Annotated in this window: 11 protein-coding genes; 6 read left to right on the top strand and 5 right to left on the bottom strand. The window is 64.1% G+C overall.

Annotated elements, in window-relative coordinates:
* Positions 1–5 precede the first annotated feature (5 nt).
* From AC1DJW_RS00175 to AC1DJW_RS00160, 4 genes are read right to left on the bottom strand one after another with little or no spacing between them, the layout of a single operon-like run.
* Positions 6–1,094, bottom strand: a complete 1,089-nt coding sequence (locus tag AC1DJW_RS00175; protein ID WP_284754745.1) for an AAA family ATPase — start codon at positions 1,092–1,094, stop codon at positions 6–8.
* Positions 1,091–2,197, bottom strand: a complete 1,107-nt coding sequence (locus AC1DJW_RS00170) for a DUF4350 domain-containing protein (protein WP_284754744.1) — start codon at positions 2,195–2,197, stop codon at positions 1,091–1,093. Before AC1DJW_RS00170 ends, AC1DJW_RS00175 begins: the two co-directional genes overlap by 4 nt.
* A gap of 59 nt (positions 2,198–2,256) precedes the next feature.
* Entirely contained in the window at positions 2,257–2,943 is a 687-nt protein-coding gene (locus AC1DJW_RS00165; protein WP_459341166.1) for a DUF4129 domain-containing protein, read from the bottom strand.
* A complete protein-coding gene (locus AC1DJW_RS00160) occupies positions 2,940–4,241 on the bottom strand; it encodes a DUF7847 domain-containing protein (RefSeq protein WP_459341165.1) in 1,302 nt (433 codons plus the stop codon). Before AC1DJW_RS00160 ends, AC1DJW_RS00165 begins: the two co-directional genes overlap by 4 nt.
* Positions 4,242–4,417: 176 nt before the next feature.
* On the opposite strand from AC1DJW_RS00160, the gene mtrA reads away from it, so the two are divergent.
* From mtrA to AC1DJW_RS00145, 3 genes are read left to right on the top strand one after another with little or no spacing between them, the layout of a single operon-like run.
* A complete protein-coding gene (gene mtrA, locus AC1DJW_RS00155; protein WP_059387541.1) occupies positions 4,418–5,092 on the top strand; it encodes an MtrAB system response regulator MtrA in 675 nt (224 codons plus the stop codon).
* On the top strand, positions 5,064–7,055 hold the full coding sequence (mtrB, locus tag AC1DJW_RS00150) for an MtrAB system histidine kinase MtrB (protein WP_459341164.1): 1,992 nt from the start codon (positions 5,064–5,066) through the stop codon (positions 7,053–7,055). The genes mtrA and mtrB overlap by 29 nt, the downstream gene beginning before the upstream one ends.
* The gene (locus tag AC1DJW_RS00145) at positions 7,052–8,788 is read left to right on the top strand and encodes an LpqB family beta-propeller domain-containing protein (protein ID WP_476900473.1); all 1,737 of its coding nucleotides are present in this window, start codon (positions 7,052–7,054) and stop codon (positions 8,786–8,788) included. The genes mtrB and AC1DJW_RS00145 overlap by 4 nt, the downstream gene beginning before the upstream one ends.
* Here AC1DJW_RS00145 and AC1DJW_RS00140 read toward each other — a convergent pair.
* The gene (locus tag AC1DJW_RS00140; protein ID WP_476900472.1) at positions 8,785–8,940 is read right to left on the bottom strand and encodes a hypothetical protein; all 156 of its coding nucleotides are present in this window, start codon (positions 8,938–8,940) and stop codon (positions 8,785–8,787) included. The two genes, AC1DJW_RS00145 and AC1DJW_RS00140, sit on opposite strands and share 4 nt — an antisense overlap.
* Before the next feature lie 216 nt (positions 8,941–9,156).
* On the opposite strand from AC1DJW_RS00140, the gene AC1DJW_RS00135 reads away from it, so the two are divergent.
* The 3 genes from AC1DJW_RS00135 to AC1DJW_RS00125 all read left to right on the top strand — a co-directional run bounded on the left by AC1DJW_RS00135 (position 9,157) and on the right by AC1DJW_RS00125 (position 11,905).
* Positions 9,157–9,747, top strand: coding sequence for a ComF family protein (locus tag AC1DJW_RS00135; protein WP_476900471.1), 591 nt, complete (start codon positions 9,157–9,159; stop codon positions 9,745–9,747).
* Positions 9,748–9,905: 158 nt separating this feature from the next.
* Complete coding sequence (hpf, locus tag AC1DJW_RS00130) at positions 9,906–10,631, top strand: ribosome hibernation-promoting factor, HPF/YfiA family (protein WP_234748144.1); 726 nt, start codon at positions 9,906–9,908, stop codon at positions 10,629–10,631.
* Positions 10,632–10,663: 32 nt separating this feature from the next.
* A complete protein-coding gene (locus tag AC1DJW_RS00125) occupies positions 10,664–11,905 on the top strand; it encodes a winged helix-turn-helix domain-containing protein (protein ID WP_284751317.1) in 1,242 nt (413 codons plus the stop codon).
* The last annotated feature ends 19 nt before the right edge of the window (positions 11,906–11,924 follow it).

Here is an 11,924-nt window from a genome sequence, read left to right as displayed (position 1 = left end):
GCCAATCAGCGCGGCACGGGAACAGAAGCCAGGATGCTGCCGAGGACATCATCTACGCTCACACCGTCCATTTGGGCTTCGGGACGAAGCCCCACACGGTGCCTCAAACATGGCAGGGAGAGCGCTTTGACGTCGTCGGGGGTGACGAAGTTGCGTCCGGACAACCAGGCCCAGGCACGCGAGGTGTTCAGCAGCGCTGTGGCGCCGCGTGGGGAGACTCCCAACTGGAACGACGGCGCCGCCCGGGTCGCCCGCACGACGTCCACAATGTAGCCGAGGATCTCGGGGGCCACTGTCACTCCGGCCACCGCGTCGCGGGCATTTTGGAGTTCGGCGACGCCCGCCACGGGCCTGACTCCCGCGGCCAGCAAGTTGCGCGGATCAAAACCTTCCGAATGCCTGCGGACCACTTCGATCTCTTCGGCACGTCCGGGCAGCGGCATGGAGAGCTTGAGGAGGAAACGGTCCAGCTGGGCCTCCGGCAGGGGATACGTGCCCTCGTACTCGACGGGGTTCTGCGTGGCGGCGACAATGAACGGCGACGGCAGGGGCCGGGAGAGTCCGTCAACGGATACCTGGCGCTCCTCCATTGCCTCCAGCAGCGAAGCCTGGGTCTTGGGCGGCGTTCGGTTGATTTCGTCCGCCAGCATGATGTTGGTGAACACCGGCCCTTCCCGGAAGGTGAATTCCGAGGTGTGCGAGTCGTAGACGAGCGATCCGGTGACGTCACCCGGCATGAGGTCCGGAGTGAACTGGACGCGCTTCGTATCCAGGCTCAGCGCCGTGGACAAGGCCCGCACCAGCAGTGTCTTGGCAACGCCCGGAACGCCCTCAAGCAGCACGTGGCCTCCGCAGAGCAGCGCGATGAGCATGCCAGTCACCGTTGCATCCTGCCCGACGACGGCCTTGCCGACTTCGTGACGGACGTCCAGCAGGGCTTTGCGGGCAGGATCGGACCGGGTGGCTGCCTGCACCGCCGGCTCCTGCGACGCCGGACCTCCCGGGTAGCCATAGGCGCCGTCGGTGAAACCGTCTGCTTGATTGCTCTGTGCCTGATTGCTCTGTGCCTGATTGCTCTGTGCTTGATTACTCATTGGGCTATTGCCTCCTGCTCGAGTGTTTCGATGCTTTGTGCCCATTGGACGAGTTCTGATTCGGTGCGTGGCCGGTGCTCCAGCAGGAGCATACGCAGCTCCTGTGCCGGCCGGTCGACCTTTCGGGCCACGGCATCGAGTACGGCATCTGCGCCGGCCTCGGGGCCGAGCCGGAAGTGCTTGGCAAGCCTGGTCAAAGTTCCGGACCGCAGATTATCGGCCGCCTGGCCGACGGCGCGGGAATCCTGGTAGAGGCGGGCGCGGCCTTCGGCGGTCTCCACGGCCTTGACCACCACCGGCAGCGGCTCGAATACGAGCGGACCAAGCCGCCTGCCGCGCCACAGCACAGCCAGCAACGCGACCACCGCCAACCACAATCCCAGGAAGCCAACCCACGGTGGCGCCAATTCATTCAGCGTGGGCGGTCTGCCGTCGCTTGGTACGTCTCCGAGGCCCGGAAGATACCAGACGAGATCCGGAGTCGGCCCGAGAGTTCGGAGGGCCAAGGCGGCATTGCCCTCTTCCTGCAGCAGATCGTTGCTGAGCAGGGCTGTGCTGCCGAGAACCACCAAGCGACCGTCCGCGCTCGCCGCGTACATGCCGCCGTCGTTGCTACTCGGCCTGTAGCAGGTCACCTCGGCGCCCTTGTAAAGGAATCCACCCTTGCCGGAGACATCCCCTGCGGCGAGTGGATCAGCCTGAACGCACCCCGCTCCCAACGTTGAAGTGCTGTCGGGAACCACCCCCGCGTTATGGATCTCGCTGCCCAGTCCGGTCAGGGTTCGGAGGCCGGGGGCCACCACCACCACGCGGGCAGCCGATTGCAGCAAGCTGTGCAACTGGGTGGGGCCGAGATAGCCATTGCGGTCATACAGGAAGACGGTGGCGCGTGGTTTCCCAGCGAGCATGGAGGCTGTCGCCGCGAACGAATCGGATTCCGTGACCGCGACGCCGTGCCGCCGGAGGATTTCGGCCGTGGCCATGGCACCATCCGGTGCGGGATTGCTGGGAGAGAGGGGTTCCTTGTCCGCGTTTGCGGGGGATTGGGCCAGGGTGGCAATGCCCAGTGCCGCGACGATGGCTCCGATGATGAGCCAGGCCATTTGGCGGCGCATCCAGCCCCGAAACTGCGCCGACCACCGGAGTGTTTGAGTGTCCGCAGTCATCGCGGCACCGCGAAACCGTTGGCGGAGTGCCCGGCGAAATCAGGTTTCATGGCCGATAACCCGGTGTCCAATGCCAGCACGGCGGCGTGATCGGACGCGGTGGCGCTTGCCTTCCCGTATTTCACGCCATCGAAAATCCGCGCCGCTTCCTCAAGGCGCGAACTGGCTGCCCCGAACGCGCGCCCCAATTGAGCAGCCGCCTCGTCCGCTGTCCGGCCAACCTGGATATCGATGACTGCCCGGTCCTCCGCAGAGCGAACCACAGCGCGGAACTGTTCGACGACGGCCGTTTGCCAGTCCTCGCGGCTTGCCGCAGCAGATGCCCGGGCGCGGAAGGCATCGGCATCAACTGTTGCCTCGCCGTCGAAAACCTCTGCTGACGTCTTCTTTCGGGCGTTGAGCCTCGGCCTGACCACAATCACGGCAACCACGATGAGGACTACGGCCAAGGCGGCGATCAACGGCATGCCGATATTTGGCCCGCTGATGGAATTGCCATTCAAAGATCGGAGCCAGTCGATGAACTGGTTCCACATCTGATCGATCCAATTGGGTTTGGCAGATGCGTACTGCGGTTTGGACAGTTCCTCAACCGCCCACCGTTGGGCTTCTCCGCGGTCCGGATCAACGGGAGGCTCGGAGGCGGCGAAAGGAAGCGCGAAGGGCGCGGATACCGCAATCATCCTGTGGGGAAACCCTGAGCGGGGTTTGGCGGCCATGGACGCGGACCGGCTTGAGGTGCCCGGCGCCGGCCCGGAACGCCGTCGGGATCTTCTCCGGTCTCCAGAAGCCGCAGGAGCTCCACGTCCAGGCCGTCGCGCCGCATCCTCAGGTCCATGTAGATCAAGGCTGCCACGGAGGTCTGGAAAGCGAAGCCGACTGCACTTATGAGGACCGCTACGACCTGCGAAACCACAAGCAGGACAATCGCCGTGGTGGTCACCTGCGAGGCGCCGGCATGGGGTGCGAACACAGAGGTTACTCCGCCGGACGCCATGCTCAGGGGAATCTGGATGACCGACCCGATGATGCCCACCATGAAGGCCACCAGCAGGGTGATTCCGAAGATCCGCCACCAGCTCCGGGTGGTCAGCGCCCACGAGCGCCGGAGACCGGCGAAGACGCCGAGTTCTTCTACAGTGATCGCGGCGGGGGCCACCATCAGCTTGGTGTAGATCCAGACATAAACGACGATCGCACCGAATCCCAACGGGAGAAGCAAAAGCGCCCCGGCCGGTCCCAAGCCGGTCAGGATGAGGGCGGCCAGCACGAACAGGACCACGAAGAACACCAACGATCCGGCAAGCAAGAGGAAGGCAAGGCCTACCAGGGGCCAGATACGGGAGCGGGCCAGGGACCACATTTGCTTGAAACCGGTGGGCCGGTTCAGCGCCGACCGGGCGACGGGGATGGCCATGACGCCCTGAAGGATGGCGGCGAGCACCATGGCGAGCAAGGAAATTCCCAGAATCCCGGCAGTGGCGCTCATGATCGGGCCAAGATAGCGCATCGCCTCGTCTTGGCTCGTGAATCCTCCTACGGGAGGTCGGACCATCCCGAGCATGCCCAGCGCGGCCACCGTGCTTAGTGCACCGGTGACCGCCTGGACAATAAGGGCGGAGCCGAACATGGTTTTGGCGTTCCGGCGGATGGTCTGGAAGGCGCCGTCCATGATCTCGCCGAAGAAGAGCGGCCGGAGGGGCACGATTCCGGGTTTCGGGGGAGCCACATAGCGGGGCTGGCCATAGGGCGGCGGACCGCCGCCCGGCCAACGCGGATCGATCGGCGCGCCCCACGCTTGCCCCGGATACTGTGGCGCGCCCCATTGCGGTCGGGAGCCCCACTGTGGCTGGGCGCCGGGCTGTGGCTGGGCGCCCCACGGTGGCCGGGCGCCTGGCTGCGGCGCGCCCCACTGTGGCTGGGCGCCCCACGGTGGCTGCGGTCCCTGTTCGGGCCGGTTCCCCGGATCTGGCTGTGACACTTTTTCCTCCCCAAAAGATGCGTCCGCAGCAATGCACGGGACCCCGAAAGGGGCCGTTCGCCCAGCCTATAGTTCCGCCGTCGCGCCTCATAGCCCAATCGCCTGCTGGCTGCAGCGCGCCATGCCGTGATCGGGCTCAACGGGACAAAGGCCTGGTGATAAGGGAATATATAACTATGAAGGCACGCATCCTGGTAGTAGACGACGACGAAGCGCTGGCCGAAATGATCGGCATCGTGCTGCGGAACGACGGCTTCGACCCGGTTTTTTGCGCGGACGGCGGGCAAGCACTGGAGGTCTTCCGTTCCTCAAAGCCAGATCTGGTACTGCTTGACCTCATGCTGCCCGGATCGGATGGCATCGAAGTGTGCCGCCAGATCCGCGGGGAGTCGGACGTTCCCATCGTCATGCTCACCGCCAAATCGGACACCTCCGACGTCGTCCGCGGCCTTGAATCCGGTGCCGATGACTACGTGCCCAAGCCTTTCAAGCCGGCCGAACTCGTGGCCCGGGTCCGCGCCCGGCTGCGTCCCGGAGACCAGAAGGCGCCCGAGACCCTGCGGATTGCCGACGTCACCATCGACGTCGCGGGCCACTTGGTGACACGCGGCGGAGAGCGGATTTCGCTGACGCCGCTGGAATTCGATCTCTTGGTCGCGCTGGCGCGCAAGCCCTGGCAGGTCTTCACCCGTGAACTGCTCCTAGAGCAGGTATGGGGCTATCGCCACGCTGCCGACACCCGGCTGGTCAATGTCCATGTCCAGCGCCTCCGGTCCAAGATTGAGCGTGACCCGGAAGCTCCCGAAGTTGTATTGACGGTTCGTGGTGTCGGATATAAAGCAGGCGCCTGAGTCTTCCACCGGCGAGCCCGGCACTGACCAAGAGGCCCCGGCGGCCAAGGTCAAACATCCCGCTTCAGGACATCCTGTCCCGGAACACACGGATGCCCGGGCACTGAACCTCCCGTGGATCCTGGAGCGCACCCGCATTTGGACACGCCGCGCCCTGATTCTGGCACTGCGTGTCTCCCGCCTTGTAGTGACCGGACTTCGCCACATCCGGCCGGGAATCCGGTATTTGTGGCGCGCGCTGCTGCGCCGTTGGCGCCGCTCGCTCGAATTCAGGACCGTCGCGGTGACGATCGTACTGTCGATGGTGTCATTTGCGGTGGTCGGTGCGTACCTCTCGAACCAAATAGCGAACAACCTGTTCCAGGAGCGTTTGAAGCAGGCCGAATCCGAGAGCCGTTACTACGTCAAGCAAGTCCAGGACACCTTCGACGGCTCACAGGCCAACGACCAATCAAGCGTCATCACCCTCGTCTACGACACCCTCAAGGCAGTGGAGGGCAACGGCTCGGTCATCCAGCGGCGATACGTGTTCGAAGCGATGCCCGAACAAACCAAGCCGCGCAACCGGTGGGTGGAATCGCGGGCCTCGGATCAATTGACTGTCCGCGTCATTCCTCCGGCACTTCGCAAGTCGGTGCAGGAATCGGGCAAGGACCAGTACTGGGCTTCCACTGAGTTCCCTGTCGGCAACCAGGACCACCCCGGCATCGCCGTCGGCAACAAGGTCACGTTCAACGGCACGGTCTACGAGCTCTATCTCCTCTATGACCTGGATACCGCCCAACAAACCCTGGACGAAATCCAGAACGTGCTGTGGGCGGGCGGCGCCGCACTCATCCTGATGATCGGCGGGATTGCCTGGTACGTGACCAGGAACGTCGTGAGTCCCGTAAGCCACGCCGCGGTCGTCTCCGAGAAGCTGGCCGCGGGCCAGTTGCAGGAACGGATGGTGGTCAAGGGCGAAGACGAGGTGGCCAGGCTGGGCGCCTCCTTCAACCACATGGCCGCGAGCCTGCAGGAACAGATTACGCAGCTGGCCACGTTGTCCCAGATGCAGCAACGGTTTGTCTCCGATGTGTCCCATGAACTGCGGACACCGCTCACCACCGTCCGGATGGCGGCGGAAGTGCTGTTCGATGCCCGCGACGACTTCGACCCCATCAACAAGCGCTCCGCGGAACTGCTCTACAACCAGGTGGAGCGCTTCCAGTCCTTGCTCTCGGACCTGCTGGAGATTTCACGCTTCGACGCCGGAGCCGCGGTGTTGGACTCCGAGCCGACGGACATCTTCCAGGTCGTCTCGCATGTCATCGACGGCGCCTCGCCTGTTGCCGCGGAGTACGGCTCCGAAGTGCGCCTTACCTCGCGCCACAAGCGGATCATCGTGGAGATGGACGCCCGCCGGATCGACCGCATCCTGCGGAACCTGCTGCTCAACGCCGTCGAACACGGCGAGGGGAAGCCCGTCCACGTTTCGGTTGCGGCCAATCACGACGCCGTCGCCATCTCCGTGCGTGACTTCGGCATAGGGATGAGCCCGGCAGAAGCCGCGCGGGTCTTCGATCGTTTCTGGCGCGCCGATCCCGCGCGTGCCCGGACCACGGGTGGCAGCGGACTGGGACTTTCCATTGCTGCGGAGGACACCAAGCTCCACAACGGTTGGCTGCAGGCTTGGGGGCGCAAGGGATCCGGTTCGAACTTCCGGCTGACGCTGCCCCTCAAGAAGGGAGGCACCATCGTGAAATCACCGTTGCAGCTTGAACCCGCTGACATCCATTTGCCGGGCGCCGCCCCTGAGCGCCAGATGCTCGTTCTGGATGCGGGCGACCCGCCCCAGGAGCGCGCTTCCGCCGCGGATCCGAAGCCGGAGGACGCTCCGTCACTGCCGCCTGTACTGCCCGCCGTACTGCCTCCAGCCGGAAACGACGACGCCGACAAACCCCAAGGGGGGACGGCACCTTGAGTTCCCAACGCCCTTACCTTTCCCGGCGCCCATACGTGTTAAGGGCCGTGATTGCCGTTCTTGCTGTCCTCATGGTGGTCCTTAGTTCCTGCGCCCAGATCCCGAGGTCCGGTCCGGTGGGGAAGAGCAAGGACGAGAGCGCGGGCAACCCGAACGCTCCCGTCTTCTTCCCTCCGCCGCCACACCCCGGAGCCACTCCCGAGTCCATCATCGAAGACTTCTATGGTGCAGGCAGCGGTTACGAAGGCGACTACGCGGTGGCCCGGCAATACCTCACGCAGGCGCTGTCCGTGAGCTGGAAGTCGGACAAGCGCACGCTCGTTTTCCGCAAGGCGACAGTCGTCAAGACCGGTGTGGAAAATGAGTTCAAGTACCAGTTGGACCTCGCCTACTCGGTTGACGCCGACGGCGTCGCGACGCAGTTCCCGGAAGGAACAACCGAAACAATTCCGGTGACCCTGGAACAGGTCGACGGCGAATGGCGGATCTCAGCGGTCCCGGACGGCACCGCGATCCCGGAAGAGACGTTCAAAGTCATCTACGCGGCCCAGCCCATCTATTTCTACGACCCTACGTTTATGTATGCGGTTCCGGACGTCCGGTGGTTCATCAAGAAGAACACTGTCAAGGCGATGACCAGCGCCTTGCTTGATGGTCCTGCGCCCTACCTCCAGGGCGCGGTGGTCAGTGCTTTTCCTTCCGGCATGAAACTGGCCCGGGAGTCCGTGCCGGTTGTGTCGGGCGCAGCCCAGGTGGACCTTTCCGCGAAGGAACTCGTGGATGCCTCTGCCGAGGACCGGCAGCGCATGCAAAACCAACTAACCTTGACCTTCCGTAGCCAGCCGGACGTGGTGAACGTTCAGTTGCGGGCTGACCAGGACCTTGTCCGGGTGGAGGACAACGGTTCGGTCCTGCCGCCAGTGCTTGAGAAGAATGCTCCTGCGCGCCAAATCGCGATCAGCAACGACGAACTCGTGCGCTACGAGAACAACAGGGTCTCGGCCCTCCCGGACATGCAGCCGGTGGCCGGACTGAATCCGAGCGCTCCCGCCGAGTCCCCGACGTCCCAGGCCGTGGCCTTCCTCAACGGTGCCGGAACCGTCCTGTATTCGATCATTCCCGGCCAACCCGCCCGTCAACTGACAACCAGGAGCACCCTGAGCCATCCCTCCTTCAGCCCGCAGGACTGGGTCTGGACGGCAGGCCCGGGAGCCAACGGTGCCACCGAGGTGGTGGCGTTCAAACCGTCCAACGTTCCCCAGGGCCAGGCCGTCCCCACGGTGACGATGGCGCCGCCATGGCTGGCAGGGCGCGTGGTGAGGGACTTCCGGATATCCCGCGAAGGGACGCGCGCATTGGTCATCTCCGAGATGAACGGCAAGTCATCGGTGCAGGTGACCGGTATTGTCCGCAATCCTGACGGGACCCCCAAGGATCTGACTTCACCCCTCACCTTGTTCGCCTCCGCTCCGGTTGATCAAGGGGTTTGGGTCAATTCCACGACGGTCGCGGTGATGAAAGCCTCGTCAACCGAGAACGTGGTTCCCGAACTGTTGTCCTTGACGTCGAGCCAGCCGCAGCTGCTACCGGCATGGCCGAACCTGACGACTATCAGCGCAGGCAACGGACCGGAGCAGATCTTCGGACAGTCAGGGGCAGGCGTGTTCCAACGAGTGGGCAACGGCTGGGAACTGCAACTCAAGGGCCCCGTAGATCCTTCCTTCCCGGGCTAGGCGTTCACCGCGAAACGCGGTTTTCCACATAGCGCGCCTCGGGAGTGTTGGCCGTCGGCGAGGAGCCGGATGCTTGGGGTATGGGTACTGACAGCCGTTGCCGAGCGCGCGACCCTGACCTTGCCGTCGTCCTTGGTGGCGCCGCGCGCCATAGGGGACTCCATCCTGCCCGATGGACGAGGCTCGCCCAGGGGGTTGGTGAGGCCTTCGTCGAGTTGCTGGCGGTTCTGGCTCCCGTGGAATGCGTGTGCTGTGGTTCCGAGGATTCGGCGCTCTGCCGCTCCTGTGCGCGGCAGTTGCGCCTTCTGTGCACCCGTCCATTCCGCGCTGAAGGGCAGGCACCGGCCTTGCTTAGGGTGGATGGGTCCGTGATTCTGCCTGTTGTCGCAGGCGGGCACTATCGGGATGAACTGGCCCAAGCACTCCTTTCTTTCAAGCATCTAGGCCAGGGACGGCTGGCTTCGGTGCTCGCGCCTGCGCTCGGCAAGGCCATCCGGTCTGCCGTTGGAGACAAGGTGGATGTCTGTCTTGTACCGGTTCCCAGTAGCAATGCGGCCTTTCGGCGTCGCGGCTTCAGTCCGGTCCATCTCTTGCTCGGCCGCCTGCGGCGCCTGGACGCTTTGCCGGGTCTGCAAATCATGGATGCGTTGAAGACGGCGCCTGGACCGGGAAACGGGCAAAAGGGCTTGGGCCGCGGAGAGCGTGCGCGCCGTGTCCGCGGCTCCATGACCCTTCGGTTGTTCCGCAGAGCTTCCTTGGAGGGCAGGATATGCGTGATCGTCGACGACGTCCTCACTACCGGTGCCACCCTCGCCGAAGCCGCCCGGGCGGTGTCGGCGGCGGGAGGCGTGGTGCGTGGCGCCGTGGTCCTGGCAGCCACCCGGCCGCCGTCCGGAAGCGACCTTCCTCCGGACTTGCAACACACCCGGCCCGTGCCGACTCAAACAAAAAATAAGTGACGAAAGGATGAATTACCCGTGGCGATGAACTAACGTCGGTTATGGGTACCAAGAACAGATGTACCTGTCGATAGCGGCTCGGAAAGGGGCTCGACTGTCCGTCAGATCAGCCCCGAGAAGCGCCCTTATCGTGTCACCTGAGTTGTTTGGAGGGCACCATGGAGTTCATGATCAGCGGCCGTAATCTGACCGTTTCGGATCGCTTCCGCGAGTATGCCGGCGAGAAGATTTCAAAGATTGAATCGCTTGGGGACAAGGTCCAGAGGGTTGACGCGAAGGTTTCAAAGGAAACCAACCCGCGCCAGACACCGGGCCAGCTCACGGTGGAAGTGACAGTTCTGGGCCGGGGCCCTGTGATCCGGGCCGAAGCGAGCGCCGCTGACAAGTTTGCCGCCTTTGATCTCGCCTACAGCAAGCTGCTGGAAAGACTCCGCAGGGCCAAGGACCGCAAGAAGGTCCACCACGGCCGCCACACCCCCAAAGCCGTCCGTGAGGCTACTGCGACGCTTGAGCCTGCCAGCGCAAGCGAACCCATTTACGTAGAGGCCAGCAACCACCAGGAGCCAACGACGCCACCGGTGGAGACCTCGCCCTACGACGTCGACAACGACATTCCGGCCGGTGATTCCCCGGTCCTGATTCGTCGCAAGGTTTTCCCCGCCGCTTCGCTCACCCTTGATGACGCGGTGGACAACATGGAATTGGTGGGCCACAATTTCTACCTGTTCGTGGATAAGGAAACCAACACGCCGTCGGTTGTCTACCGTCGCCGTGGCTGGACATATGGAGTAATCACTCTGGATTCCACATGCGAGCCAGGAGACGAACCCGTGGAGGAAAAGATCCACGCTTACCGTTCGAATGACCAGGCCGCTACAGCCTAGGCCGCATTCGTTTTTCCCATGAAAGGACTGGCATGGCCGCTTCGCTGAGCCTGTTGCAGGCACGGCGGATTGCATTGGCAGCCCAAGGACTGGACAAGGAACGGCCCACCGGCCCCGTGACTTCACGGACGGTGGGCCGCACCTTTGCCCGCCTCCAGGTGGTGCAGATCGACTCCGTCAACGTCCTCTCGCGCAGTCACTACCTTCCTTTCTTCTCAAGGCTTGGCAACTACGACCGAAGCATCCTTCATGCGATGGCCGGGCGAAGTCCGCGGCGCATGATGGAGTACTGGGCGCACGAGGCGAGCTTCATCCGCCCGGAACACTTTCAAGATCTGCTGCTCTGGCAAAACCGCGCCTGGGTAGGCGCGTCCCACTTGGAACGCGGAATCCGGGAGGACATGGCCAACCGGATCCTCGAAACGCTCGCAACCGGACGCCCCATGACTGCCGCTCAATTGACCGCGCATCTGGGGCACCAGGAAGACCGGCAGCACGACAACTGGGGTTGGAACTGGAACCTGGTCAAGAGGGTTTTGGAACACTTGTTTGAAGAGGGACTCGTGACGGCTGCGTCGCGGACTGAGCAGTTCGAGCGGCGGTACACGCTGACATCGCGGGTTCTACCGCCAGGATTGCCTGCCGTCATCGCTCGCGCAGGAGCGCTCCCGGACGCTGGCTCCGACGTGTCGACGGCGGCCATGGACCGGCTGATCGACGCCGCAGCCCAGGCCCATGGCATCGGAACAATCCGCTGCTTCGCAGATTACTTCCGGACTCCGGTGAAGGCTGCAGCAGCATCGATCGACAGGCTCGTTGCCGCCGGGCGTCTGGAACCGGTCACGGTGCGTGGCTGGGACCGGGCTTTGTACCGGCATGTGGACGCCCGGCTTCCCCGGGCCGCGACGGGCCGCGCACTCCTCAGCCCGTTCGATTCGCTGGTCTTCGAGCGTAGAAGGCTCGAGGAGTTGTTCGGTTTTCACTACCGGATCGAAATCTATACGCCGGCGGAGAAGCGCAAGTTCGGCTACTACGTACTGCCTTTCCTCCTCCGTGACGCCGTGGTCGCGCGCGTAGACCTCAAGGCGGACCGCGCAGCCAAGCAACTTCTGGTGCGTGCCGCCCACGCCGAGCCGGACGCCCCGGCGGACACCGCCGTCGAGCTTTCCGCGGAGCTGCGGCTTATGGCCGGGTGGCTGGGGCTCGACGACGTCGTCGTGTCACCGACGGGGGATCTCTCGTCGACGCTTGCCTCGGCAATGGCCCGCGGCTGAGACCCGGAGGGCTCCGACA

The sequence above is a fragment of the Arthrobacter sp. 05L417 genome, from assembly GCF_056397865.1.
Note: the sequence above shows the minus strand (reverse complement) of the source record. Positions and strands in the feature narration are given on the sequence as shown.

Bases quoted from the DNA above. Each gene is read 5' to 3' on its own strand.
- AC1DJW_RS00175 (WP_284754745.1), bottom strand. From the start codon at position 1,094: ATGAGTAATCAAGCACAGAGCAATCAGGCACAGAGCAATCAGGCACAG.
- mtrA (WP_059387541.1), top strand. From the start codon at position 4,418: ATGAAGGCACGCATCCTGGTAGTAGACGACGACGAAGCGCTGGCCGAA.
- AC1DJW_RS00165 (WP_459341166.1), bottom strand. From the start codon at position 2,943: ATGATTGCGGTATCCGCGCCCTTCGCGCTTCCTTTCGCCGCCTCCGAG.
- AC1DJW_RS00140 (WP_476900472.1), bottom strand. From the start codon at position 8,940: ATGGCGCGCGGCGCCACCAAGGACGACGGCAAGGTCAGGGTCGCGCGC.
- AC1DJW_RS00125 (WP_284751317.1), top strand. From the start codon at position 10,664: ATGGCCGCTTCGCTGAGCCTGTTGCAGGCACGGCGGATTGCATTGGCA.
- hpf (WP_234748144.1), top strand. From the start codon at position 9,906: ATGGAGTTCATGATCAGCGGCCGTAATCTGACCGTTTCGGATCGCTTC.
- AC1DJW_RS00170 (WP_284754744.1), bottom strand. From the start codon at position 2,197: ATGGCCTGGCTCATCATCGGAGCCATCGTCGCGGCACTGGGCATTGCC.